Below are 24,094 nucleotides of genomic sequence, written 5' to 3'. Positions count from 1 at the left end.
CCGCTAGGCCGGCGTCTGCTGGTGCGCGGCCACGTGCCACGCACCGTCGTCGTAGAGGTACGTGGTCGACATCCGCAGGTCGGCGACGTCGTCGCCGCGCCGCGCGACCGCGCGGTACGCGAGGATCCCGGCCCGGTCCCCGAGCCTGACGATGGCCGGCTCGTGGATCTCGTACGCGTCCCACGGCGGAGCGGAGCGGAAGGCCGCGATCACGTCGTCACGGCCGAGCACGGCCCCCTCGACGATCATGACCGCGTCGCGGGTCATCGCGCGGGCGTAGTGCTCGCCTCCGTGTCCGTCGAGGATGGCGCGCCATCCGGCGTGCTCCTCGTGCAGGAGCCGGGCGGGAAGATCGTCGGTGATCTCGGTCATGCGGACACGCTACGCCACCATCGGACGCGGTGCTCGGGAATCGCGGGCTCGCGGCGGCGACGGCACGATCGGCCGACGGGCTCGACGCCCGATCAGTGCGTGACGGCCCAGCGGCTGCGCTCGGGCGTGGCGCGCGAACGGACGAGCACGCCGGGCTCGAGCCCGAGCCGCGCCTCGGCCGTGCGGAACGCGATCCGGTCGGCCTCCGCCTCGTCGATGAGGCCGAGGGCATGGTGCTGCACGGCGACGCCGTCGATCAGCGCGGTGAGCGTGCGCGCGTCGGCCGCGGGGTCGGCGCTCGTGCCGTCGCCCGCGTCGACGATGCGGCGGATGATGCCGGCGAGGCGGGCGTCGGACTCGCGGTGGTGGCGCGTGAGCGAAGCGTGCAGCTCCGGGTTGCGCGGCGCCTCGCTCCACGCGTCGATCCAGACGAAGTAGTGATCGCGCGGCGTGGTCGAGAGCCAGTCGGCGAGCGCGGGAATGGGTTCCAGCCGCGTCGCGAGTTCCTCGTCCTCCTTCGCCTCAGCGAGCACGGCCGCGTCGAACGCGGCGGCGACGAGCTGCTCGCGGGTGGCGAAGTAGTGACGGATCAGGCCGTGGACGACGCCCACCTCGGCGGCGACGTCGCGCAGCGTGACGCGCGCGAAGCCGTCGCGGGCGACGAGGCGCAGCGTCGCGGCGATGATCTGCTCGCGTCGCTCGGCGGGGTCCAGTCGGGTGGCCATCCTCCGATGGTAGGCCGCTCTTGTCCGCGCGGCCAACCGGTTTCGCGTCAGGGCCGCCTCAGGTTCGGGCGTGCCGCCGCGCCCACTCGTGCATGACGATCGCCGCCGCCGCGCTGGCGTTGATCGAGCGGGTCGAGCCGTACTGCGTGATCTCGACCACCCGGTCGGCGGCTGCCAGCGCCTCGGCACTCAGGCCGGGCCCCTCCTGCCCGAACAGCAGCACGCACCGCTCGGGCAGCTCGACGAGGTCGACGGGCCGCGAGCCCTCGACGTTGTCGACGGCGACGACCGGGAGTTCCTGGCCCGCCGCCCAAGCGGTGAAGTCGGAGACGTCGGGATGGTGCATGAGGTGCTGGTAGCGGTCGGTGACCATCGCGCCACGGCGATTCCACCGGCGCCGGCCGATGATGTGCACCGTCTCGGCGGCGAAGGCGTTCGCGGTGCGCACGATGGAGCCGATGTTGAGGTCGTGCTGCCAGTTCTCGATCGCGACGTGGAACGGATGCCGCCGCGTGTCGAGGTCGGCGACGATCGCCTCGAGCGACCAGTAGCGGTAGCGGTCCACGACGTTCCGGCGATCTCCGTGCTCGAGCAGGTCGGGGTCGAACCGCGGATCGTCGGGCCACTCCGCCCGGCCGCCCGGCCATGGCCCGACGCCGTGGAGCGGGAGCTGGGGCTCGCCTCGCTCGTCGCCATCGGCGGTCGGCTCCTGCGCGGAGCCGCGGCCGGCATCCGTTCGATCGTCGCTCACCCGACCACGCTAGCCCCGGTCGCGCACGAGGGGCCCGGCGTCCGGCCGGGCCCCTCGTGGTCGTGTCGGATCGCTCACTCCTCGAACGAGGCGTTGCCGCGACAGGCGATGCCGGGGCTCGGGACGTGGGGATCGCCCTTCAGGCCGGCGCGGACGTACATGCCGTAGCTCTGCACGTGGCCCCCGGTGACGAAGTCGTCGTCGAACCCGGGCGGGTTGCCCTCGATCGAATCGGGCAGGTCCTGCCCGGAGAAGGCGCAGGCCGAGTGGGCCTTGTGCGCTCCCGGGATCTCCTCGCCCTTGCCGTTGGTCTCGCCCGCGAACGCCGCTCCCGCGCCGCCGCCGACCACGAGCCCGAGTGCGACGACGCACCCGATGATCGCTCGCTTCATGTGCCACCTCCGTGTGACGTGACGGCCGCGGTCGCTGGGTCGCGCGCTCGGGCGTGGGTGATCCGGTCGTCGGTTCCGACTGGGAACGTACTCCTCCGTCTCGCCGCGGCAACGCCCCCGAGCGGGGGTCGCTTTCGGCATGCCGAAAAGCGGCTACGATTTCGGTATGCCGAAACGTGTCGCCGTCGCCACGACCCTCACCGCAGCCGCCCTCGTGCTGAGCGGCTGCTCCGGCCTGCCGGCGAACGGCGAGGACGACGGGCGACCCGTCGTCCTCACCACGTTCACGGTGCTCGCCGACATCGCCGACGAAGTCGCTGGCGACCACCTCCGCGTCGAGTCCATCACCAAGGTCGGCGCCGAGATCCACGGCTACGAGCCGACGCCGGGCGACCTGCGACGCGCGTCCCAGGCAGACCTCATCCTCGACAACGGGCTGAACCTCGAGGCGTGGTTCGAACGGTTCGTCGCCGACCTCGACGTGCCGCACGTCGTCGTCAGCGACGGCGTCGAGGTCATGTCGATCGCCGACGGCGAGGCGGAGGGACTGCCGAACCCGCACGCGTGGATGTCGGCGCTCAACACGCAGGTCTACGTCGACAACATGGTCGACGCGTTCTCCGAGCTCGATCCCGCGCACGCCGACGACTACGCCGCCAACGGCGAGGCGTACCGGGCCGAGCTCCAGGCCGTCCACGACGAGCTCACCGCCGAACTGTCGGCGCTGCCGGCCAACGAGCGGGCGCTCGTGACCTGCGAGGGCGCCTTCTCCTACCTCGCGCGAGACGCGGGCCTCACCGAGCAGTACCTCTGGGCGGTGAACGCCGAGCAGCAGGCGACCCCGCAGCAGGTCGCCGGGACCATCGAGTTCGTCGACGCGCAGCAGGTCCCCGCCGTGTTCTGCGAGTCGACCGTCTCGGACGAGGCGATGCAGCAGGTCGTCGAGGCGACGGATGCCGCGTTCGGCGGCGTGCTGTACGTGGACTCGCTCTCGGAGCCCGACGGACCGGTGCCCACGTACCTCGACCTGCTGCGCCACGACGCCGACGTCATCACCGAGGCGCTCACCGGCGGCGCGCGATGAGCCGCGCCGCGAGCTCCGCTCGCCGGCCGACGACGGGCGGGACCGCCCTCGACGTGCACGGCATCACCGTGCACTACGGCGACGTGCTCGCACTCGACGACGTGAGCCTCACGCTCGGGCGCGGCACGATCTGCGGCCTCATCGGCATGAACGGGTCGGGCAAGTCGACGCTGTTCAAGGCGATCATGGGGAACGTGCGCCCCGATCGCGGGTCGGTCTCGATCGCCGGGATGTCGCCGCGACAGGCCCGGCGGGCGGGCCTCGTCGGCTACGTGCCCCAGAGCGAGGAGGTCGACTGGTCGTTCCCGCTCAGCGTGCACGACGTGGTGATGATGGGCCGGTACGGCTATCAGGGATTCACCCGCCGGCCGCGCCGCGCCGATCGCGAGGCCGTCGCCGAGGCGCTCGATCGCGTCGAGCTCGCAGACCTCGCGGACCGGCGTATCGGCGCGCTCTCCGGGGGGCAGCGCAAGCGCGCGTTCGTCGCCCGCGGCCTCGCGCAGGGCGCCGACCTCCTCCTGCTCGACGAGCCGTTCGCCGGCGTCGACAAGCGCAGCGAGGCGACGATCACCGACCTGCTGCGCGAGCTCTCCGCCGACGGCGCGACCGTGCTCGTGTCGTCCCACGACCTCGAGGCGCTGCCCCGGCTCGCCGACGAGGCCATCCTGCTCCTGCGTCGCGTCCTGCTGCACGGCACGCCGACCGAGGCACTGCAGCCCGAGCAGCTCGCCCGGGCCTTCGGGCTCGACCTCGCGACGCGACGATCGACCGACGGAGGCGACTGAGATGCCGGTGCTCGACCTGCTGCTCGAGCCGCTCGGCTACGACTTCATGCAGCGTGCCTTCCTCGTGACCGTGACCGCCGCGATCGTCTGCGGCGTGCTCAGCTGCTGGCTCGTGCTCATCGGCTGGTCGCTCATGGGCGACGCGGTCTCGCACGCCGTGCTGCCCGGCGTCGTGATCGCCTACCTGCTCGGCACGCCCTTCGCGGTCGGCGCGCTCGTGTTCGGGCTCGGCGCGGTCGCGCTGATCTTCCTCGTCAGGTCGACGAGCCGCGTGAAGGAGGACGCTGCCATCGGCGTGGTCTTCACGACCCTCTTCGCCCTCGGCCTGGTGCTCATCTCGGTCGTGCCCAGCCAGACCGACCTCGGGCACATCCTGTTCGGCAACCTGCTCGGCGTGAGCGCGGCCGACCTGGTGCAGGTGCTCGTGCTCGGGGCGTTCACGCTCGTCGTCCTCGTGCTCAAGCGCCGCGACCTCACGCTGTACGCGTTCGACCCGACGCACGCGCACGCGATCGGACTGAATCCGAAGGTCCTCGGCGCGTTGCTGCTCGGGCTCCTCGCGCTCACGGTCGTGGTGGCGCTGCAGGCCGTCGGCGTCGTGCTCGTCGTCGCCATGGTCATCATCCCCGGCGCGACGGCGTACCTGCTCACCGACCGGTTCGCGCGGATGCTCGTGATCTCCCCCGCGATCGCCGCGGGCTGCGCGATCGTCGGCATCTACGCGAGCTACTACCTCGACGCGGCGTCGGGCGGCATGGTCGTGCTGACGATGGGGGTCGTGTTCGCGCTCGTGTACCTGTTCGCGCCGCGGCACGGCGTCATCGGCCGGAGCCTGGCCGCCGCCCGCCGCCGCCGAGCAGGTGCGGCGCAGTCGGCCGAGGCCGAACGGCAGCCCGCCTGACGGGGAACCGCCTCGGGGGCGCGGCACGGATCGCGCCCCCGAGGCGGGGTCGTGGGCGGTGGCGGATGCCGCGGCGCGCGGCACGCGGCATCCGTCACCTCGGTTCGGGGTCAGCCGTCGAAGGCGACCGTCCACTCGGCGTCGGCGCCCTCGGCGATCGAGACCCAGGCCTTGGGCACGGCGACGACCGTGACCTCGCCGTCGGCCGCGACCTTGCCCTTGGCTGCGAGCTCGCCGTCGACGTGGTAGGCGAACGCCGGGTCGTGCGGGATCTGCACCTCGTCGTGGTCGGTGCCGGGGCGGTCCTTGAACGTCGGGCCGACCGGCGTCGACGAGGTCGTCAGCACGGGCACGTCCGCGAAGTCCATGTCGCTCGCCAGCCGGAACGACGTGTACGACGGCTGGTTGTAGGTCGTGTTCTGACGAGCGACCTCGGCGCGGTATTGCGGGTCGTGCATCAGGGTCGTGAGCTTGTGCCCGGTGACCTCGGTGCTCGTGAAGATGCGCAGCGCGTTCGAGTCGACGGTGCGGACGAGGAGCTCCTCGCGCCAGTCGCCGATCACGTCGGCGACGAGCGACGGGGTGCCCTTCGTGCCGTTGTTCGTGCGCGTGCCATCCGCGGTGAGCAGCGTGCCGCGCGTCCAGTCGTCGATCCTCGGCGTCGCGTCGCCGCTGCCGTTGACGATCTGCGTCGTGAGGTCGGCCGCCCATCGGATCGACATGTTGGTGCCGGGCGTCGCCGCCGACAGGATGTCGCCCTCGGTCGAGAGCAGGCCGCTCGCGTCGGTGCCGCCGGGCATGCTCGCCCACACCTCCGTGCCCGGGACATCCGCCCGGACGTCGCCGATCATGCCGCGGCCCGTGTCGCGACCCGAGTAGGCCCCGAACAGGATCTCGCCGGTGGCCGCGTCGCGCATGACCGAGCCGTACGGCGCCCAGGCGCCCCCCTCGTGCACCGTCCAGATCTCGAGGCCCGGGCGGTTCGGGTCGATGTCGGTCACGTGCATGGCATCTCCGTGGCCGAGGCGCGCGAGCTCGCCCGGCGCGGCGCTGCCCTCGGGCAGCACGTCGTACGAGCTGTAGAGCACGCTGCCGTCGTCGTCGATGGTGGCGGCGCCGTAGACGATCTCGTGCTTCCCGTCGCCGTCGACGTCGGCCGCGCTCAGCGAGTGGAAGCCCTGCGTCGTGATGCCGCCGTACTCGGGGTCGGTGCCGTCGACGCGCGCGGTAGTCATCGGCGCTCATGCGGTAGTCGTCGTCGTGCGAGTAACCGGCCACGACATCCGCCTGCGGCATCGTGACGAACGCCTCGGCGGCGACCGAGCCGTCGGCGTCGTAGGTGATCGACTTCGTCCCGGGCGCGGTCTTCAGCATCGTCTCCGCGCGGCCGTCGCCGTCGAAGTCGTAGGTCATGAACTGCGTGTAGTGCGCGCCGGCGCGGATGTTGACGCCGAGGTCGATCCGGTTCAGCAGCGTGCCGTCGAGCTCGTAGGTATCGAGGTAGACGGTGCCCGTGTAGCCCTTCTGGGAGACGTCCTTGGAGTTCGATGGGTCCCACTTGACCTGGAACTCGTAGGCGCCGTCGCCGTCGACGTCGGCGACCGTGGCGTCGTTGGCCGAGTAGGTGAACGCCTCGCCGACCGGCGTCACGCCGTCGGCGGGCTTCTGCAGCGGCAGGTCGTGGTAGCCGTCGGCCCACGCGGATGCCACGGCGCTCGCCTCGAGCTCGACGCCGTTCACGATCGGTGCGACGGCGTACTCGGCCGTGGCCGACCCGTCCTCGTCGAGGAGGTTCGTGCTGTCGGAGACGGTCGCGATCCGCTCGCCGTCGCGGTAGACGGCGAAGTCGGGGCCGGCCATGCCGGTGTCGGTGGATCCCGTGGCCTCGGAGCCGAGCAGGCGCCACGAGAGGAACACGCCCCCATCGGTCGAGACGGCCACGAGGCCGCGGTCGAGCGACTCGACCTGCGGGGTGCCCGCGGGCGGGCGGGCGTCGGGCGGTGCGGCGTTCGCGGCCTGCGCGACGCCGGCGATCAGGCACCCGGCGGCGGCGACCGCCAGGGCTGCGCGGAACGGATGGTGTCCGAGATTCATCGTCGAATCCTTTGCTGGGCGTAGGGCCCGTCGTGGGATTGAGCCATCCCGATCGGGATAGCGCTTTCCGTGCTCGAGCGACGCTACCCCCCGAACGGGGGAGCGGTCAACCCCGCGCCATCCGCCCCCACCCGCCCCCGCACGCGAGCCCGTCCATTCCGGCGGATATACGATCGGACGCGCCACCGAACGCCCGGGATCCACGGCGCGCCGGATCGTCTATCCGCCGGAATGGACGCCGGTAGTCTGGGGCCGATGCCGACGACCAGCAGCCCCGCCGTCGAGGACTACCTCAAGACGATCTACGGCCACACCGAGTGGCAGCCCGAGGCGATCACGCCGTCCGGGCTCGCGGCCGCGCTCGGCGTCGCGCCGTCGTCGGTCACCGAGATGGTGAAGAAGATGGCCGCGCAGGGGCTCGTGCAGCACGTGCCGTACGGCGCCATCCGCCTCACCGACGACGGCTGCGCCCGCGCCCTCTCCGTCGTGCGCCGCCACCGGCTGATCGAGACCTGGCTCGTCCGCGAGATGGGCTACGCGTGGGACGAGGTGCACGACGAGGCCGAGGTGCTCGAGCACGCGCTCTCCGACCGGCTGCTCGAGGCGATCGACGCGCGGCTCGGCCGCCCCGAGCGCGATCCGCACGGCGACGCGATCCCCCGCGCCGACGGCACGCTCGTGAGCGAGCCCGCCGTGCGCCTCGACGAGGCCCCGACGGGGCACGTGGGCCGCGTCATCCGGATCAGCGATCGCGACCCCGCGGTGCTGCGCGAACTCGAGACGGCCGGGGTCGGCCCGGGCCGCGAACTGCGGGTCACGGATGCCGCCGCGCCCGCCGCCGTCGGCGTCGCGCTCGACGGGTCCGACCATGCGATCCCGCGCTCCGCCGCCGCCGGGATCTGGATCACGGCCTGAGCAGTCGCTGAACCCCCTCCCGCAAGCGCGTTCCGTCCGCGAGGATGGGGGGATGGGCGGTGCCGTCGAGAAGACCATCCCGGAACTCACTGACGCGCAGTGGTCGCGACTCAGGCGCTACGGCGTGCCGCAGGACGTCGCCGCGGGCGACGTCGTGTTCAAGGCCGGCGACCGCTGGTACGACCTGATCCTCGTCGAGACCGGCGAGGTCGAGGTCGTGCGAGAGGCGCTGTGGTGGACCGAGGAGACGCAGCTGGCCAGGCTCGGGCCGCGCACATTCGTGGGCGAGCTGGGCCTGCTCAACGGGCAGCGCGCCTTCCTCACCGCACGGGTCACCGTGCCGGGGCGGGTGCTCCGGATCGACCACGACGCGCTCCAGAAGATGATGGCCGACGACGACGAGCTCTGCGACCTCATGCTGCGCACGCTCTGGGCGCGCCGCGAGCTGCTCCGCCACGGCCCGGCGGCATGGACCCTGAAGCTCGTCGGCTCGCAGAGCCCCGAGTCGCAGGCGCTGCGGCGCTACGCCGAACGGCTCGAGCTCGTGCACACCTGGATCGACGTCGACGACCCGGAACTCTCGCACGACATCTGGTCCCACGGCTACACGCGCGACGACCTCCCGGTGGCCATCGTGCAGGGTGAGATCGTCCGGAACGCGACGCCCGGCCAGATCGCCGAGATGCTCGGTCTCGCGTACGCAGCCGAGGACGACACCGAGTTCGACCTCGCGGTCGTCGGCGCGGGGCCCGCCGGACTCGCCGCGGCGATCTACGGCGCCTCGGAGGGACTCGGCACCGTGCTGCTCGACGCCGTCGCCCCCGGCGGGCAGTCGGCGACGACCTCGCGCATCGAGAACTACCTCGGCTTCCCGTTCGGCGTGAGCGGCGACGCCCTGACCTCCCAGGCCTCGCTGCAGGCATTCAAGTTCGGCGTGCGCATCGCTGCGCCGTGCCCGGTCGTGAGGCTCGACCCCGAGAGCGGCGTCCACCGCCTGCTCCTCGCCGACGGCGCGATCGTGCGCGCCCGCGCGGTCATCGTCACGACCGGCGTCGCCTATCGCGGGCTGCCGATCGCGCGCTGGGACGAGTTCGAGGGCGCCGGCATCCACCACGCCGCGACCGCACTCGAGGTCCGCCAGGCGTCCGGATCGGACGTGGTCGTCATCGGCGGCGCGAACTCGGCCGGGCAGGCCGCGCTGGCGCTGGCCCAGGGCGGATGCCGCGTGCGGCTCGTCGTGCGATCGGGCGACCTCGCCGACCGGATGTCGAGCTACCTCGTCGACCGGATCCGCGAGGACTCGCGCATCGACGTGCACACCGGCACGCAGGTCACAGCGCTGCACGGCGACGGCACGCTCGAGCGAGTGACACTCACCGGCGCCGTCGACGAGACCGTCGACTGCCGGGCGCTGTTCTGCTTCATCGGCGCGGTGCCCGCGACCGACTGGCTCGCCGACCTCGAGCGTGACGACGACGGGTTCGTCCACACCGGCGCCGACGTGCTCGCCCTCGGTGAGGCGTGGCGCGAGGCAGGGCGGATGCCGCTCCCCTTCGAGACCTCGGTGCCGCGCGTGTTCGCCGCGGGCGACGTGCGTCGCGGCTCGATGAAACGCGTCGCCGCCGCAGTCGGCGAGGGTTCGAGCGCGGTGGCCTCCGTCCATCGGGCGCTCGCAGCGGCGGAGGTGTACGCATGAGCCCGGCCGTGCCGGCCACGCCGGAGCCGGGCGCGACGCCGGGGGCCGACCCGTCGCCCGAGAACGACGAGCAGCCCGTGCTCGCGCCCGCGCCGTCGGGCACCGGCTGCACGGAGTGCCTCGACCTCGGCGGCTGGTGGTGGCACCTGCGCCGCTGCGCCGAGTGCGGGCACATCGGATGCTGCGACGCGTCGCCCGGCCAGCACGCCCGCCGGCACGCCGAGGAGACCGGCCACACGGTCGCGGCGTCGTTCGAACCCGGCGAGGAGTGGTTCTGGGACTACGCCGAGGAGCGCGGGGCGCGTCACATCCCGCTCGCACCTCCGCGGTGGCGCCCGGAGGAGCAGGCGTGCCCCGGACCGGCCGGCAGCGTCCCCGAGAACTGGCAGGAGCTGCTGCACCCGTGACACGTGGGCGCACGTCGCGGTCGCCCGGCATCGCGCCCGCCGCGCGTCGCGCGCGCGGCATCCGCCGTTCATCGCGCTGTGACGCGCGCGGCCTAGGCTGTGCGCATGGCGAAACGTGAAGAGGTCGAAGCCTGGCTCACCGACATGGACGGCGTGCTGGTGCATGAGAACCACGCCCTCCCCGGCGCATCCGAACTGCTGCAGCAGTGGGAGGACTCCGGCACGCCCTACCTCGTGCTCACCAACAACTCCATCTTCACCGCCCGCGACCTGTCGGCCCGGCTCCGCGCCTCAGGCCTCAACGTGCCCGAGGAGCGCATCTGGACCTCCGCGCTCGCGACCGCCGACTTCCTCAAGCAGCAGGTGCCCGGCGGATCGGCGTTCGTCATCGGCGAGGCCGGCATCCTCACCGCGCTGCACGAGGCCGGCTTCATCATGACCGAGACCGACCCCGACTTCGTGGTCGTCGGCGAGACCCGCAACTACTCGTTCGACGCGATCACGAAGGCGATCCGGCTGATCGGGGCGGGTGCGCGCTTCATCGTCACGAACCCGGATGCCACGGGGCCGAGCGCCGACGGGCCGCTGCCCGCGACGGGCGCGATCGCGGCGCTCATCACGAAGGCCACGGGCCGCGAACCCTACGTCGTCGGCAAGCCGAACCCGATGATGTTCCGGTCGGCGCTGAACAAGATCGGCGCGCACTCCGAGCACACCGCGATGATCGGCGACCGCATGGACACCGACATCGTGGCGGGCATCGAGGCCGGGCTGCACACCGTCCTCGTGCTCACGGGCATCAGCGACACGCGCGAGATCGAGAAGTACCCCTTTCGCCCCGACGAGATCCTCTCCGGCGTCTCCGAACTCGTCGCGAGCGAGCCCGTCGAGTCCGACCTCTAGCCGCTCAGGCCAGGTCGATCTCGCGGCCGCGGTCCCACGGCTCCGTCCAGGCGAGCGCGTCGAACATCACGTCGAGCACCATCGCGGTGAAGCCCCAGACCAGGCGGTCGGCGCCGCCCGACGTGACGAGGAATCCTGGCCCGCGCCACTCCTCGCCATCGCGCCGGAGGACGGTGGTCCGCCGGTTCCCCGGGTCGAGCAGGTCGGCGACGGGCGTCCGGAACACCGCCGACGACTCGGCCACGTCGACCGCGCGCACGGGGCTCGGCTGCGCCCACCAGCCGAGCACCGGCGTCACCAGGTGCCGCGAGTAGGCGAGCGGGATCGGATCGAGTTCGCCGAGCACCTCGACCCCGCTCGGGTCGAGTCCGGTCTCCTCGCGAGCCTCGCGGAGCGCCGCATCGACGACGCCGGCGTCACCCGGCTCGACGCGACCGCCCGGGAACGCGATCTGGCCCGCGTGGGAGCGCAACGTGTCGGCTCGCGCGAGCAGCAGGACATCGAGGTCGCGCGAGACCGCCGCCGCCTGCGCCTCGTGGTCGCTCGGCAGGCCGTCGAGCACGCCGAAGAGCACGAGCACTGCGGCGGCGCGCGACGCCTCGGGGTCGATCGGCGGACGGGCGGCCCGCCAGAGGCCGCGCAGCTCGTCGTCGCCGACGAGCGCGGTCAGCTGCGTGCGCGCCGATCGGATCGCGCCGTCGCGTGGGGTCACCCGACGAGCGTAGCCCGCATCGAATGCGTCGGTGGCCGGACTAGCGGCCCGGCTCGCCGGGCTCGCGGTCGTCGGCTCCGGTGCCGTCGTCCCGACGGGACTCGACGTCGGCGTCGGAGCCGCCGGACTCGGACCCGGCGTCACGGTCTGCGTCGGTCGGCCGCTCCTCCTCACGCGGCCGGCGCGACCACCGGCTCTCGTGGAGGAAGACCTGCGTCACGACCACGAGGCCCACGATGACGATGCCGGCCACCCAGAAGGTCCAGTCCATGCGCGCCCCCTCAGCCCAACCGTGCCACGGCGGCCTCGACGCCCGCCCAGAACCGCTCGACGTCGATGCCGACGGCGACGAAGGCGTTGGGTTCGCGCCCGAGCATGCCGTCGAGGTCGACGCTCGTCGCACCGACCGTCTCCGACCCGACCAGTTCGACGTCGAGCCGGGTGCGCACGACCTCGACCGAGCCGGGGTCGGCGAGCACGGCGACCGCGACCGGGTCGTGCAGCGGCCCGTCGGGCATCCCGAACACGTCGTCGTTCGTCCGGCAGAAGAACTCGAGCAGCTCGTCGCCGAAGCGGGACGTGCGATTGCCGATCGCGGCGAGACGAGCACGGACCTCGGTCGTGACGAGCGCCCGGTGCGTGACGTTCAGCCCGACCATCGTGAACCGGATCCCGCTCCGCAGCACGAGGTCGAGCGCCTCGGGGTCGACCCAGGCGTTGAACTCGGCGTAGGGCGTGGCGTTGCCGCGCTCGGTCGAACCGCCCATCCACACGACCTCGCGGATGCGCGACGCGAGGTCGGGCCGTTCGCGGAGCAGCACGGCCACGTTCGTGATCGGTCCGGTGGCGATGATCGCGACGGGCTCGGATGCCGCGGCGAGGGTGTCGGCGATGAGGTCGGTCGCACCGCGCGGGTCGAGCGGGACCGGCGACGGGCCTGCATCCGGGTCGGGCAGCTCCGGACCGCCGAGGCCGTTCTCGCCGTGGATCCACTCGGCCGTCGACAGCTCGCGCGCCAGGGGGCCGGGCGCGCCGGCCGCAACGGGGACGCCCGTCACGCCCGCGACCGACAGCGCGATGCGCGCGTTGCGGCTCGTGTGCTCGAGCGGCACGTTGCCGCCCACGGTGGTCACCGCGAGCAGGTCGAGCGAGGGGTGCCCCGCGGCGAGCCAGAGCGCGAGCACGTCGTCGTGGCCCGGGTCGCAATCGACGATCACGGGGAGGGTCATCCGATCTCCATCCGGTCCGCGAGCGCGAGCACGTCGGCTCGAGCGGCGTACGAGTCCACCGTGCCCCGCGCCTGCACGGCGATCGCCCCGGCGGCCACGGCGATGCGCACGGCCTCCGGCAGGGCACGCCCTTCGGCCAGCATCGCGGCCAGTGCGCCCGTGGCAGCATCCCCTGCCCCCGTCGTGTCGACGGCGTCGACCCTCGGCGCCGGCACGACCCACGCGCCGTCACGGTCCGCGGCGACCGCGCCCCGCGCACCGAGCGTCACGACGACCGAGCAGGCGAGGTCGCCGACGACGGATGCCGCGGCGTCGCGCCAGGCCCCGGCGGGCGCATCGTCGGCCAGGTCCGCGCCGATGCCGACCGCGCGCGCCTCGTGGACGTTGACGACGAGCGGGTCCGCCGTCGCGACGACGGCGGCGTCGATGTCCACGGGCGGGGCGAGGTTCAGCACGAACCGGGTGCCGGCCCCGTCGCAGGCGCGGGCCACCGCCTCGATGGCGGGAACGGGCAGCTCGCCCTGGGTGAGCACGAGGCCCGCGGCGGCGATGCGGTCGCGCTCGGCGGCGACGACGTCGGCACCGACCGCGGCGTTCGCCCCGGCGGTGACCACGATCGTGTTCTCGCCCGACGCGGCGACGGTGATCTGGGCGACGCCGGTCGGCGTGCCGGCGATGGTCGCCACGGACGCCGTCGAGAGCCCGAACCGGGCGAACGCCGCGCGCGCGACCTCGGCCGCGGCGTCGTCGCCGAGTCGGGCGACGAGCTCGACGTCGGCGGCGCAGAGGTGGGCCGCGATCGCCTGGTTCGCACCCTTGCCGCCGAGTGCGACCCGGTGGTCGCGCGAGTGGATCGTCTCGCCGGGCCTGGGGAAGGCGTCGACGTAGCTCGTCGCGTCGACGTTCACCGACCCGAGGACGACCAGCCGGCTCACTGCGCGGCGGGCCCGGCCCCGGCGAGGCTGACCGCCAGCGGCTCCCCGCTCACCTGCTCGACGAAGCAGTAGTAGCTGCGCTGGCCGGCGTCCCACTGCTCGGCGGTGACCGGGAACGCGGTCAGCATCTGCAGCTCGCCGACCTCGCCGGCCGCGGTCGGATCGATGACGCCCTCGGCGGCGCAGAGTTCCTGCGACTGCGTGGCCAGGGCCTCCTCGCCGGGGAACTCGGTCGCCTCGTCGCCCGCGAAGGTGCCGCGGTAGGCGAGCTGCGCCGTGTGCGGGCTCGCGCAGTCGACGACCGTGAACTCCTCGGCCCACGCCGACTCGAAGGGCTCGAGGCACTCCGTGCCGAACAGCGCCTGCCACGAGTGCACGCCGGCGGGCTGCGGCGCCGTCGGCGCCGCGACGGGCTCCTCGGTCGCCACGGGCGCAGCCGTGTCGGCGTCGCCCGGCGCGAGGAATCGCGTGCCGAACGCCACGACGGCGACGATGAGCACGACGAGCGCGAGCCCGCCGGCCGCCCAGGTCAGGATCTTCATCGGCGAACGGCCGTTCGCGTCGTCGTCGGCCCGCGTCGCGGACGCCGCCCGGTATCCGCCCCGATCGTCGTCGCCGGGGCGCGACTGGACCGGTCGCGCGCTCCGGTGGCCGTCGTCCCATCCGCCTCGCTCGTCGCGTCCGAACGGATCATCGGCGGCGGACCCGTGGCCGTAGCCCGTCTCACGCGCCTGCGGCCGATCGAGGTCGGACGCGTCGACCACCGACATCGGGCCGGTCGCCCCGAAGCCCGCACCGCCGAACAGCGCCGCGAGGCCGTCGTCGCCGCCACCGCTCGCCGCCGCTTCCGGTCGCCCGGGCCGTTCGGCCGTCCGGTCGTCCGCGGCCCACGGGTCGTCGAGGCCTCGACGTTCGTCGTACGCCGGCTGGTCGTCATACGCGCGCTGGTCGTCGAAGGCCCGGTCGACGTCGGCGGGTCGCTCCTCGCGCGCGCCGAAGTCGAAGGGGTCGTCGTCGGCGACAGCCGGCGCGGCCGCCCCGCGCCGGGGACCCGGCGTCGGGTCCTCGTCGCCCGCGTCCTCGACCGGCACCTTCGGATCGCGGCCGCCGGGGTCCGGGGTCAGGTTCCAGAGGTACCCCGACTGCGCGAACTCGCGCGCCCGGGGCGAATCGTCGGCGTTCCACGGGTCGTCCGCCGACCCCGCCTCCGGGGAGGGCCGGTCGGACCCGGGGGTGCGTCGCGGGTCGGCGAGGTCGTCGGCGTACCACCGCACGTCGTCGGCCGGGTCGGCGGCCGGCTGCCCGACGTCCTCGCGCCAGTCCGACGGCTCGTCGGACCACGCGCCCTGCGGCTGCGTGCCGGCGTCGCCGTGACGCCACAGCTCGCGCAGGTCGTATCCGTCCTCGTGCACGGCCGCCTCGTCGTGCGCGCCGAACGGTTCGTCGCCGTAGGCTCCGGTGTCGGCGTAGGCGTCGGGGCCGAACCCGTCGGGGTCGGCATCTCCGTCCGCCGGGGCGCCGAACCCGTCGGAGGCGAACGCCGCGCCGTCGAAGGCCCCGCGCGGGTCCTCGCCCTCGTCGTAGCCGTAGGCCCCGCCGCCCCGACCGTAGGTCGGGGCGTCGTCGGCCGGCCGGGCGTACCCCTGCCGGTCGTACCCGTCGCGGTCGTAGCCGTCCCGGTCGTACCCGTCGCGGTCGTAGCCCTGGTGGTCGAACCCGTCGCCGCGACCGGAGCCGCCGACACCGTCGTAGGAGCCCCCGCGCGCGGCGAAGTCCTGCGCGTATCCGGCCGCTCCGGCGTCGACCGCGCCGGCGCCCACGGGATCGCCCGGCCCGGCCGGGTCGGCGTAGCCGGTGTCATCCGCCCAGCCCTGCTCGTAGCCGCCCTGGTCGTAGGCCGGCCGATCGTAGGCTCCTGCGCGGTCGTACGCGGGTTGCTCGGCGTAGGCGCCCTGCTCGGCGTACGCGCCGCGCTCGGCGTAGTCCGGCTGCGCGCCCCAGGCGTCCGGCTCGCGCCGGTCGGCGTCCTGCCCGACCTCCGAGGGCTGCTCGTCCTCGTGCAGCGCGGACCAGAGCTCGTCGGCGAAGTCGTCGGGCGACCCGGGCGAGGTCGGCGCGACCGGGGTGAACGAGCGACGCGCGACCGGCGGCGCTGAGAATCCGGCGAACGGCGACTGCTCCCCGGCCTGCTCCGCCCCGGGGTCGACGTCCGGCTCGGGATGCCGGATGACCGGGGGCGTGCTCGACGGCTCGGCGAGCTGACGGAAGGCGGCACGCAGCCCCTCCTCGGTGTCGAGCGCCTGGCCCTCCGGCCGCTCTCCCCAGGTCAGTGCGAAGTTCGCGGGCGGGGTGACCGGCCCGGGCGGAGCCTGCGGGGGCTCGGGCTGCCGCGTGAACGCGGGCGGCACGATGCCGCCCACGGGAGGCTCCACCGACGTGAGCCGGTCGTCGACGGGCGGCTCGGCGATGCGCGGCGGCTCCGGCGGAGCGGTGCTCCACGCCGGTGCGTTCCACGACGGCTGGTTCCAGGCGGGCGGAGCTGGCGCGTCGGCGGGGGCCGGCGCGGTGCGCTCGATGGGCTCGCCCACGACGGGCAGCGCACGGGTCGGCGCGTCGTCGGCCGGTGCGGGTTCCGCGACGGAGAACCAGTCCAGCGACTCCTCGCTGCGACGACGGGGCCGCGACGGCGGTGCAGGCTCCGCGCGCGGCGGCTCGGGAGCGGGTGCGACGGGATGCTGCGGGCCGTTGCGGCCCTCGAGATCGGGTCGACGACCGCTGCCGAGCTGGCTCATCAGCCAGTCGGTGTCGTCGTCGAATCCGTTCGCGTCGTGGCGTCCGTCGCGTTCCGTCATGACAATCCCAGATCCTTCAAGCCGATGGCCGCGAGGTAGGGGACCCCCGCGGCTTCGATGACCTCGCGTGCGCCGGTGTCGCGGTCGACGACGACCGCGACGGCCGCGATCTCGGCACCGACGGCGCGGAGCGCCTCGATGGCCTTGAGCGGCGAACCGCCGGTGGTCGACGTGTCCTCGAGCACGATGACGCGCTTGCCCGCGACATCCGGCCCCTCGACCTGCTTTCCGCGACCGTGGTCCTTCGGCTCCTTGCGGACGACGAACGCGTCGTAGGCCAGTCCGCGCGCGGCGCCCTGGTGCAGCACGGCGGTCGCGATCGGGTCGGCGCCCATCGTCATGCCGCCGACGGCGACGACATCCGGAACCTCGGCGATGAGGTCGATCATCACCTGGCCGATGAGCGGAGCCACGCGGTGGTCGAGGCTCACCTTGCGGAGGTCGACGTAGTACGACGCCTTCTTGCCGCTGGTCAGCGTGAAGTCGCCGTGGAACACCGCCTCGTTCGAGATGTGCTCGATGAGCTGTCGGCGGGCCTCGGCGGACTGGGGATTCCGGGAAGTCACCCGAATACTCTAAGTCTCCACCGCCTGAGAGGAACGTGCGGATGTTCCGGGCGTCGCTCCGACGGCCTCGACCGGCCGCCCTCGCCGCCGACGCCCACCGCCCCAGAACGATCGCGGCGTGCCCGGCACGAGGCGCGCCCACAGCGGCGCATCCTCGTCCTGGAGCACCGCGGGCATGTCCACGTGGAACTGCGCGATCTCCTCGGCGCCGTGGTGCACCACGCGGTACAGCGCCGTGCCGATGAGGACGCCGAGCGCGATCGACATGACCGCGGTCAGCGCGGTCGCGAAGTCCTCGAACCCGGCCGCCGTGCCGACGGCCTCCGTCAGTCCCACCAGCCCGGCCGCACCGGGCACGAGGATCCAGAACGCGGGGAGGAAGGTGAGCTGCGACGGGGCGCCGCGCCGCAGGCTCGCGATCCAGAGGACCACGGGGGTCATCGCCAGCGCGCCGATGAAGCCGCTCACCGTGGCCCCCACGAGCACGGTGCCCGCGACCTGGCCCGCGTAGGCGACCGCGATCGCCAGCAGGACCCAGCCGAACGTCGACGGGGGCGAGGAGAAGTGCAGGTAGTTCCCGATCGCGAACAGCACGACGCCGAGCGGGGCGACCCACCACGACAGGCCCGACGACGGCTCGAGCGGCACGTACGTCGAGCTCGAGACGCCGACGACCGTGCCGGCAGCGAGGATCCCGAACGAGAGCAGCGCGAGCTGGACCACGCCGAAGACCAGGCGCGCGGCGCCGGCGATCATCTGCCCGGCGGCCAGCTCCATGGTCGCCGTGGTCAGGACGCCGCCGGGGAGGAAGGTGGCGAGCGGGGCGATGAGGAGCCGGATCGGATCGCCGATCTCGATGACCTCCGCCAGGAGGAAGACGCACAGCGCGCAGGCGAACGCCGCGAACACCGGGAACACGAGCTGGAGCGTCGGCGACCGGACGAGCTTGGCGAGCCCGACGAAGGCGCCCAGCGCGAACGCGACGATCGCGCCCTCGACCGTCGGCGCGAGGAGGAGGGCGAGCCCGGTGGTGAGGATCGCGTGCCCGAGCGTCCTGATGAGCCATCCGTGCCGGGGGCGCATCGCACCGATCTCGTTCAGGCGGCGGATGCCCTCAGCCGGGGCGACCGTCGCACGCCGAGCCGCTTCGATCAGCCGGTACAGCTCGGCGATCTGGTCGAACCGGAACGTCGCCCGCACCGAGCGGATCGCGACGCGACCCTCCTCGGCGCCGCCGACCTGGACGATGATGACCGTGGGCAGCACGACGAAATCGGTGTCGTCCTGCCCGTAGGCGCGCGCGACGGCGTCCACGGTGTCGCCGATCCGGTCGACCGCCTCTCCCGCCGCGTTCATCCCCTCGGCGAGGCCGAGCAGGAACCGGCGCAGGACGGCGCGCTCGTCGACGTCCGACATCCGTCCCCCTCGCGTCGCTGGCCCTGCGCACACCGTACGACGGGCCACGCGCCCCCGAGTGGTGCGACGCGCGATCGGCCGGCTCCGGCCGGATGACGGCGGGGGCGGACGACCTCAGGCGTCGGGTTCGGTGCGCTCCGGCTTCGGGTTCGCCTCGGGCTCGCGGTCGCGCTCCGCCCCCGGGCCGACGTCTCCGACGCCGGCCCGCAACGATCGGTCCACCGTTCCCAGCATCGCGGGCAGGTCCACGTGGAAGTCCGCGATCTCGGCCGCACTGCGCCGGAGGAAGCGGTAGAGCGCCGATCCGATGAAGACGCCGAGCGCGATCGACATGACGGCGACGAAGGCACTCGTGACGTCGTCGATGCCGGCCGACTGCTCGATCGCGCCCTCGGTGACCCCGACGAGGCTCGCGGCGCCCGGTACGAGGATCCAGAACGCCGGGGTGAACGTGAGCTGCGACGGGACCGCGCCCCGCCGGAGGTCCTCGATCCACAGCACGAGCGGCGTGGCGGCGAGCGCACCGACGAACCCGCTGGTCGGCGCGCTGAGGACCAGCGCGCCCAACTGCTGGGCGGCGTACGCGACGACGAGCGCGAGCAGCACCCACCCGAATGAGCGGCCGGGCGCCGCATAGTGCAGGTAGACGCCGACCCCGTAGAGCACGAGGCCGATCCCGGCGACCCACCAGGGCAGCGTCTGCTGGACCTCTCGGGGCACGTACTGGTCCTCGCCGATGCCGATGACGGTGCCCGCGGCGAGGATGCCGAGGGCGAGCAGCGCCAGTTGGACGACGCCCGCTCCGAGCCGCGAGGAGCCCGCCACCATCTGACCGGCGGCCAGTTCGCGGACGCCGGTCGTGAGCATGGCTCCGGGCAGGAAGGTCGCGAGCGGCGCGATGAGCAGCCGGAGCGGGTCGCCGATCGCGACGACCGGTGCGAGGAGGAAGACGATGAGCGCGCACACGAACGACGCGGCGACCGGGAGGATGAGCGCGAGCGTCTGCGACCGGGTCAGCTTGGCGATCCCGACGATCGCGCCGAGGCCGAAGCCGACGATCACCGCCTGCCAACTCGGGGCGAGCAGCAGCGCGAGGCCCGCGACGAGGAGCGCGTGCCCGAGGGTCCGCATGAACCAGTGCCGGGACGGCGGCATCGCGCCGATCTCGTTCAGGCGACGGATGCCCTCGGCCGGGTCGATCCCGGCGGACTTCGCCGAGCGGATCAGGCGGGACATCGCCGTGATCTGGTCGAAGCGGAACGACGCTCGGACCGAGGTGAGCGCGAGCCGGGCGGACTCGGCGCGACCGGTCTGGACGATGGCGATGGTCGGCAGCACCACGACGTCGACGTCGTGGAGGCCGTACGCGTGGGCGACCTCGACGACCTCGGCTCGGATCCGGTCCGTGGTCTCGTCGGAGGCGGTGAGGCCCTCCGCGATGCCCAGCAGGAACGCCCTGAGCAGTGCCGGGTCCTCCGACGTCGATGGGGCGGCCTCTGCTGAAGGCGGTGGCGTGGGGGTGGTGGGCATCCGCTCGTTCCTCCGGTCGTGCCGGGGCGTCATGCGGGCCGGCGTCCGGGCCCCGGTGGTGCGGTCACGGTAGTCCCGGCGGGGAGTGCATGTCGAGGGGGTCGAACCCGCACCCGGGTATGCGAAGGGCCGCCCAGCGGGGTGTCCCTCCCCCGCACGGCGGCCCTGCTCGGAGCCTGGCGGCCCCGCGACGCGCGACCTAGACGGTGCGCGCGAAGGTCTCGCGCGGCTGGCGACGGTATCCGTCGCGCGCGGTGACGACGATGGAGCTGACGATGCCGGCGATCGAGGCGGCGGCGAGCATGGCGAAGACGGTGAACACGGCGGTTCCTTTCGAGGAGTTCGTTGGAATGTCGGGCGACTGGGTGCGCCCTTGCACGTGTCCGACATGAACTATTGTGCACCTCGAAACCGTTCAGCACAATCTCACGGAACTACAGTGATGATGTAGCATCACTACATGGATGTTCGACGCCTCGACCTGCTCCGCGAACTCGCCGAGCGCGGTAGCGTGACCGCCGTCGCGGAGGCGACCGGCCGCACCCCGTCGGCGGTGTCGCAGCAGCTCAAGGTGCTCGAGCGCGAGGCCGGCATGCCGCTCACCGAGCGCAGCGGTCGCGGGGTCGTCCTGACGAGCGCCGGCCACGCGCTCGCGCGCAGCGCGACCGAGGTGGCGGTCGCGCTGGAACGCGCCTCCTCGCTGTGGGACCAGTTCCGCAACCACCCGAGCGGCGAGGTCACGCTGCTGACGTTCCCCACCGTCGGCGCCACGCTCCTGCCCCAGGTGCTCGCCGACCTCCGCTCGGTCGCGGGCCTCGTGGTGCGGGCGACCGACCTCGACCCCGAGCTCGCCGAGTTCCCAGACCTGACGAACGAGTACGACATCGTGCTCGCCCACACCATGCCGGGCGAACTCCCCTGGGGCGGTCGCGGCCTGCGCGCGTTCCCCCTCCTCACCGAACCCCTCGACATCGGCCTGCCGGCCGACCATCGGCTCGCGGGGCGTGCGCACGTCACGCCGGCCGACCTCGTCGAGGAGACCTGGCTCGGCGTGCCGCCCGGGTTCCCGTTCGAGCGCATCCTGCACGCGATCGAGCAGGCCGGCGGCCGACGCGTCGAGGTGGGCCAGCGCTTCAGCGACATGCGCATCGTCGAGGCGTTCATCGCGGCCGGCCTCGGCATCGCGTTCGTGCCGCGCTACACCTCGGGCGCGGTCCCCGAGGGGATCGTGTTGAAGCCCCTGCGGGGCGTCGCGTCGGTGAGACAGATCTTCGCGCTGGTGCGGCCGGACGTCGCGGAGCGGCTCGCCGTGCGGACGGTGCTCGAGGTCCTCGTTGACCGGGCCGCGCGACTCGAGCAGTCCTACGGTCACCCCTCGCGCGGCGCGATCGCCCCTGCGGAGGCATCCGACTGACCGTGTCACGGGCGGAGCCGTCGGCTGCACCGCCGTCACCCGTGGGCGGAACGCAGCCGGGGTAGCATCCGATCATGCCCGACGACGTGATCCTGTTCGACGTGCGCGACGGCCTCGCGCACGTGACGCTGAACCGCCCGGCCCGGTTGAACGCGGTCGACCCCGAGGCGATCGCGCGATGGCAGGAGCTGGCGCACGAGATCGCCGGCCGCGACGACATCGGCGCCGTGCTCTTCGACGCGGCGGGGCGTGCATTCTGCGCGGGGGGCGACGTGGTGGCGATGTCGGAACTCGCCGCGTCGAGCACCGAGGGCGACCGACCCGCCGAGGTGGTCCGTCGCCTCGCGGACCGCATCCACGACGGGCACCGGGTGCTGCGCGAGAGCACGAAGCCCATCGTCGCGGCGGTGCAGGGCCCCGTCGCGGGCGGCGGCCTCGGCTTCATGCTGGTCGCCGACGTGATCGTCGCGTCGGAGCGGGCGACGTTCGCGAGCCGCTACAGCGACGTCGGGCTCACGCCCGACTGCGGCGTGTCGACGCTCCTGCCCGAGGCGATCGGGGTGCGACGCGCGCTCGAGCTCACGCTCACCTCGCGCACGCTCTCGGCGGAGGAGGCGCTCGACTGGGGCCTGGTGGCCGAGGCCGTCGCGCCCGAGGCGCTCGACGCCCGTGCCCGCGAGATCGCCGACGGATGGCTCGCCGGCGCGACGCACGCGTTCGGCCAGGCGAAGCGCCTCGTGCACGCCGGGCAGGCCCGCTCGTTCCAGGCGTCGCTCGACGACGAGGCCGCGACGATCGGTGCGGCGATCGAGACCCCCGACGCCCGGCGCGCGATCGCCGCCTTCACCGCGCGCTGACCCGCCTGACGCCCTCCGGCTGCACGTCCGAGTGCGGTTTCTGCGGTGGAGTGCGGTACGAAACCGACCTTCGACGCAGAAACCGCACTTGGACGCGGGCGCGAATCGCGGGGAGCCGCCGCCCGGTCAGCCGGCGGCCGCCGCCGGGAGCTCCCCGAACCCGTCGGCGAGCAGGCGGCGCAGCGCGTCGACCGCCGTGGCGGCATCCGGTCCGCTGCCGTCGAACCGCACGGCGTGACCCTGCTTCGCCCCAAGCGACATCAGCCCGATCATGCTCCTCGCCGGCACCGGCCCGGTCCCCGTCGTGAGGTTCGTGACGTCGACGACGGCGTCGAACGCGCCCACGGCCTGGACGAGGAGCGCCGCGGGCCGGGCGTGCAGCCCCTCGGGATTGACGACCACCTCGTCCACCGACCGGGGATCGGCCGGCTCGACGGGCGCCACGTCCGCCGGGCCGACCGGCTCGACCGGCTCGCCCGCCGCCGCCGTCGCGCGAATCGGATCGACCTGCTCCCGCTTCGCGTCCAGCGCCGCGGCGGACTCGCGAGCGACCTCGTCGAGCGCCGCGCCCGTCGCCGCCAGCACGAGTCCGGCGGTGATGCCCTCCACGAACGGCCCCGCACCGACCACGACCTCCGTCGTGGACTCACGGAGCTCGAGCGCGAGTCCGGCGCTCAGCACCGCGGAGCCGAGGTCGGTGACGATGAGCACGCCCGGGACGCCCTCGTCGGCGAGCTCGTCGATCGCGGCGGCGACCGCCGTCGCATCCGTGCCGAACCGGCCGTCGGACCCCGCGGCGATGCGCACCGGCGGCGCATCGCCGTGCACCATCTGCATGCCGAGCTCCACCGCGGCCTCGGCGAGGCCGGGACTGTGCGAGACGACGACGAGCCCGATCATCCGACGCGCCCCGATCGTGCGTCGGCGAGGGCCTGCACGAGGATCGCTGCCGAGGTCGCCCCGGGATCGAGGTGGTCCGCGCTCCGCTCGCCCAGGTAGCTCGCCCGTCCCTTGCGGGCGACGAGCGGGATGGTCGCGTCCCGTCCGACGGCTGCGGCGGCGGCCGCCTCGCGGAGCGACTCGACGATCGGGCGGCCGCCGTCGGCCGCCGCGCTCAGCGCCTCGGCTGCCGGCTGGAGCGCGTCGACCATCGTCTTGTCGCCCGGCTCGGCCCGACCCCGGGCGACGACCCCGGCGACGCCGGCGCGGAACGCGTCGGCGAGCCCGGCGGTGTCGAGCTCCGGCGCCGGGCCGGCCGACTTGGCCATCTCGAGGAACAGCGTGCCGTACAGCGACCCGCTCGCACCCCCGACCGTCGACACGAGCGCCATCCCCGAGGACTTCAGCAGCGCCCCGGCGTCGTCCGGCGGCACGTCCGCGAGTCGCTTCCGCACCGCACCGGTGCCGCGCGCGATGTTGGTGCCGTGGTCGGCGTCCCCGATGGCCGAATCGAGCGCGGTCAGCCGCTCGGCCTCGGCGGCGATCTCCTCGTCGAAGCGCAGCATCCACGCCACGAGGTCGTCCACCGTCACCCGTCCGTCGTCGGATCCCGTCACGC

General features: G+C 73.5%; 24 protein-coding genes and 2 pseudogenes. 9 read left to right on the top strand and 17 right to left on the bottom strand.

All coding sequences use genetic code 11. The features are described 5' to 3' along the window. Nucleotides 1-3: 3 nt before the first annotated feature. The 4 genes from ABME02_RS07225 to ABME02_RS07210 form a co-directional block, all read right to left on the bottom strand. Entirely contained in the window at nucleotides 4-372 is a 369-nt protein-coding gene (locus tag ABME02_RS07225) for a nuclear transport factor 2 family protein (protein WP_353814597.1), read from the bottom strand. A 92-nt stretch (nucleotides 373-464) separates the two neighbouring features. Further along, nucleotides 465-1,097 (bottom strand): TetR/AcrR family transcriptional regulator, encoded by a 633-nt coding sequence (locus ABME02_RS07220; RefSeq protein ID WP_353814596.1) that lies wholly within the window; start codon nucleotides 1,095-1,097, stop codon nucleotides 465-467. A 58-nt stretch (nucleotides 1,098-1,155) separates the two neighbouring features. Beyond that, nucleotides 1,156-1,848, bottom strand: coding sequence for a TrmH family RNA methyltransferase (locus ABME02_RS07215; protein ID WP_353814595.1), 693 nt, complete (start codon nucleotides 1,846-1,848; stop codon nucleotides 1,156-1,158). A gap of 74 nt (nucleotides 1,849-1,922) precedes the next feature. Then, nucleotides 1,923-2,240 carry a hypothetical protein gene (locus ABME02_RS07210; protein ID WP_353814594.1) on the bottom strand — a complete coding sequence of 106 codons (318 nt, stop codon included), beginning with the start codon at nucleotides 2,238-2,240 and terminating at the stop codon, nucleotides 1,923-1,925. A gap of 166 nt (nucleotides 2,241-2,406) precedes the next feature. On the opposite strand from ABME02_RS07210, the gene ABME02_RS07205 reads away from it, so the two are divergent. From ABME02_RS07205 to ABME02_RS07195, 3 genes are read left to right on the top strand one after another with little or no spacing between them, the layout of a single operon-like run. Further along, on the top strand, nucleotides 2,407-3,324 hold the full coding sequence (locus ABME02_RS07205) for a metal ABC transporter substrate-binding protein (protein ID WP_353814593.1): 918 nt from the start codon (nucleotides 2,407-2,409) through the stop codon (nucleotides 3,322-3,324). Further along, nucleotides 3,321-4,109: a metal ABC transporter ATP-binding protein gene (locus ABME02_RS07200; RefSeq protein ID WP_353814592.1), complete on the top strand. Its 789-nt coding sequence runs from the start codon at nucleotides 3,321-3,323 to the stop codon at nucleotides 4,107-4,109. The genes ABME02_RS07205 and ABME02_RS07200 overlap by 4 nt, the downstream gene beginning before the upstream one ends. 1 nt (nucleotide 4,110) lies before the next feature. After that, nucleotides 4,111-5,010 (top strand): metal ABC transporter permease, encoded by a 900-nt coding sequence (locus tag ABME02_RS07195; protein ID WP_353814591.1) that lies wholly within the window; start codon nucleotides 4,111-4,113, stop codon nucleotides 5,008-5,010. Nucleotides 5,011-5,120: 110 nt separating this feature from the next. On the opposite strand, the pseudogene ABME02_RS07190 reads toward ABME02_RS07195, so the two are convergent. Together ABME02_RS07190 and ABME02_RS18455 are read right to left on the bottom strand one after the other, a co-directional pair. Further along, nucleotides 5,121-6,723 (bottom strand): annotated as a pseudogene (locus ABME02_RS07190) (rhamnogalacturonan lyase family protein); the annotation flags it as partial. Between the two features lie 42 nt (nucleotides 6,724-6,765). Further along, nucleotides 6,766-7,104 (bottom strand): annotated as a pseudogene (locus ABME02_RS18455) (rhamnogalacturonan endolyase family protein); the annotation flags it as partial. A 255-nt stretch (nucleotides 7,105-7,359) separates the two neighbouring features. On the opposite strand from ABME02_RS18455, the gene ABME02_RS07185 reads away from it, so the two are divergent. The 4 genes from ABME02_RS07185 (at nucleotide 7,360) to ABME02_RS07170 (ending at nucleotide 11,025) form a co-directional block, all read left to right on the top strand. Continuing rightward, a complete protein-coding gene (locus ABME02_RS07185) occupies nucleotides 7,360-8,019 on the top strand; it encodes a metal-dependent transcriptional regulator (RefSeq protein WP_353814590.1) in 660 nt (219 codons plus the stop codon). Nucleotides 8,020-8,071: 52 nt separating this feature from the next. Next, complete coding sequence (locus ABME02_RS07180; RefSeq protein ID WP_353814589.1) at nucleotides 8,072-9,715, top strand: FAD-dependent oxidoreductase; 1,644 nt, start codon at nucleotides 8,072-8,074, stop codon at nucleotides 9,713-9,715. Beyond that, nucleotides 9,712-10,122, top strand: a complete 411-nt coding sequence (locus ABME02_RS07175) for a UBP-type zinc finger domain-containing protein (RefSeq protein ID WP_353814588.1) — start codon at nucleotides 9,712-9,714, stop codon at nucleotides 10,120-10,122. Before ABME02_RS07180 ends, ABME02_RS07175 begins: the two co-directional genes overlap by 4 nt. Before the next feature lie 105 nt (nucleotides 10,123-10,227). After that, nucleotides 10,228-11,025: an HAD-IIA family hydrolase gene (locus ABME02_RS07170; RefSeq protein WP_353814587.1), complete on the top strand. Its 798-nt coding sequence runs from the start codon at nucleotides 10,228-10,230 to the stop codon at nucleotides 11,023-11,025. A 4-nt stretch (nucleotides 11,026-11,029) separates the two neighbouring features. Here the strand turns inward: ABME02_RS07170 and ABME02_RS07165 are convergent, their stop codons facing one another. From ABME02_RS07165 to ABME02_RS07125, 9 genes are all read right to left on the bottom strand, one after another. After that, nucleotides 11,030-11,737 (bottom strand): NUDIX hydrolase, encoded by a 708-nt coding sequence (locus tag ABME02_RS07165; RefSeq protein ID WP_436408243.1) that lies wholly within the window; start codon nucleotides 11,735-11,737, stop codon nucleotides 11,030-11,032. A 40-nt stretch (nucleotides 11,738-11,777) separates the two neighbouring features. Continuing rightward, nucleotides 11,778-12,008, bottom strand: coding sequence for a hypothetical protein (locus ABME02_RS07160; protein ID WP_353814586.1), 231 nt, complete (start codon nucleotides 12,006-12,008; stop codon nucleotides 11,778-11,780). A 10-nt stretch (nucleotides 12,009-12,018) separates the two neighbouring features. Then, entirely contained in the window at nucleotides 12,019-12,966 is a 948-nt protein-coding gene (locus ABME02_RS07155; RefSeq protein WP_353814585.1) for a nucleoside hydrolase, read from the bottom strand. After that, nucleotides 12,963-13,901: a ribokinase gene (locus ABME02_RS07150; RefSeq protein ID WP_353814584.1), complete on the bottom strand. Its 939-nt coding sequence runs from the start codon at nucleotides 13,899-13,901 to the stop codon at nucleotides 12,963-12,965. The genes ABME02_RS07155 and ABME02_RS07150 overlap by 4 nt, the downstream gene beginning before the upstream one ends. Then, nucleotides 13,898-16,753, bottom strand: a complete 2,856-nt coding sequence (locus tag ABME02_RS07145; protein WP_353814583.1) for a septum formation family protein — start codon at nucleotides 16,751-16,753, stop codon at nucleotides 13,898-13,900. The genes ABME02_RS07150 and ABME02_RS07145 overlap by 4 nt, the downstream gene beginning before the upstream one ends. After that, the gene (pyrE, locus tag ABME02_RS07140; protein ID WP_324613262.1) at nucleotides 16,750-17,319 is read right to left on the bottom strand and encodes an orotate phosphoribosyltransferase; all 570 of its coding nucleotides are present in this window, start codon (nucleotides 17,317-17,319) and stop codon (nucleotides 16,750-16,752) included. Before pyrE ends, ABME02_RS07145 begins: the two co-directional genes overlap by 4 nt. Before the next feature lie 9 nt (nucleotides 17,320-17,328). Further along, entirely contained in the window at nucleotides 17,329-18,735 is a 1,407-nt protein-coding gene (locus tag ABME02_RS07135) for a threonine/serine exporter family protein (RefSeq protein WP_353814582.1), read from the bottom strand. Nucleotides 18,736-18,849: 114 nt separating this feature from the next. Continuing rightward, the gene (locus tag ABME02_RS07130; protein WP_353814581.1) at nucleotides 18,850-20,265 is read right to left on the bottom strand and encodes a threonine/serine exporter family protein; all 1,416 of its coding nucleotides are present in this window, start codon (nucleotides 20,263-20,265) and stop codon (nucleotides 18,850-18,852) included. Nucleotides 20,266-20,464: 199 nt separating this feature from the next. Further along, on the bottom strand, nucleotides 20,465-20,587 hold the full coding sequence (locus ABME02_RS07125; RefSeq protein ID WP_267873409.1) for a hypothetical protein: 123 nt from the start codon (nucleotides 20,585-20,587) through the stop codon (nucleotides 20,465-20,467). A 138-nt stretch (nucleotides 20,588-20,725) separates the two neighbouring features. On the opposite strand from ABME02_RS07125, the gene ABME02_RS07120 reads away from it, so the two are divergent. Beyond that, nucleotides 20,726-21,679 (top strand): LysR family transcriptional regulator, encoded by a 954-nt coding sequence (locus tag ABME02_RS07120; protein ID WP_353814579.1) that lies wholly within the window; start codon nucleotides 20,726-20,728, stop codon nucleotides 21,677-21,679. 74 nt (nucleotides 21,680-21,753) lie between these two features. Then, nucleotides 21,754-22,536, top strand: coding sequence for an enoyl-CoA hydratase/isomerase family protein (locus tag ABME02_RS07115; RefSeq protein ID WP_353814578.1), 783 nt, complete (start codon nucleotides 21,754-21,756; stop codon nucleotides 22,534-22,536). Nucleotides 22,537-22,662: 126 nt separating this feature from the next. On the opposite strand, the gene ABME02_RS07110 is transcribed toward ABME02_RS07115, so the two are convergent. Continuing rightward, complete coding sequence (locus ABME02_RS07110; RefSeq protein WP_353814577.1) at nucleotides 22,663-23,436, bottom strand: HPr family phosphocarrier protein; 774 nt, start codon at nucleotides 23,434-23,436, stop codon at nucleotides 22,663-22,665. After that, the gene (gene dhaL / locus ABME02_RS07105) at nucleotides 23,433-24,092 is read right to left on the bottom strand and encodes a dihydroxyacetone kinase subunit DhaL (protein ID WP_353814576.1); all 660 of its coding nucleotides are present in this window, start codon (nucleotides 24,090-24,092) and stop codon (nucleotides 23,433-23,435) included. The genes ABME02_RS07110 and dhaL overlap by 4 nt, the downstream gene beginning before the upstream one ends. Between the last annotated feature and the right edge of the window lie 2 nt (nucleotides 24,093-24,094).

It is taken from the genome of Agromyces zhanjiangensis (genome assembly GCF_040496055.1).
Classification (GTDB): domain Bacteria; phylum Actinomycetota; class Actinomycetes; order Actinomycetales; family Microbacteriaceae; genus Agromyces; species Agromyces zhanjiangensis.
The sequence above is the reverse complement of the archived record's forward strand: the minus strand, read 5'-3'. Positions and strand labels throughout refer to the sequence as shown.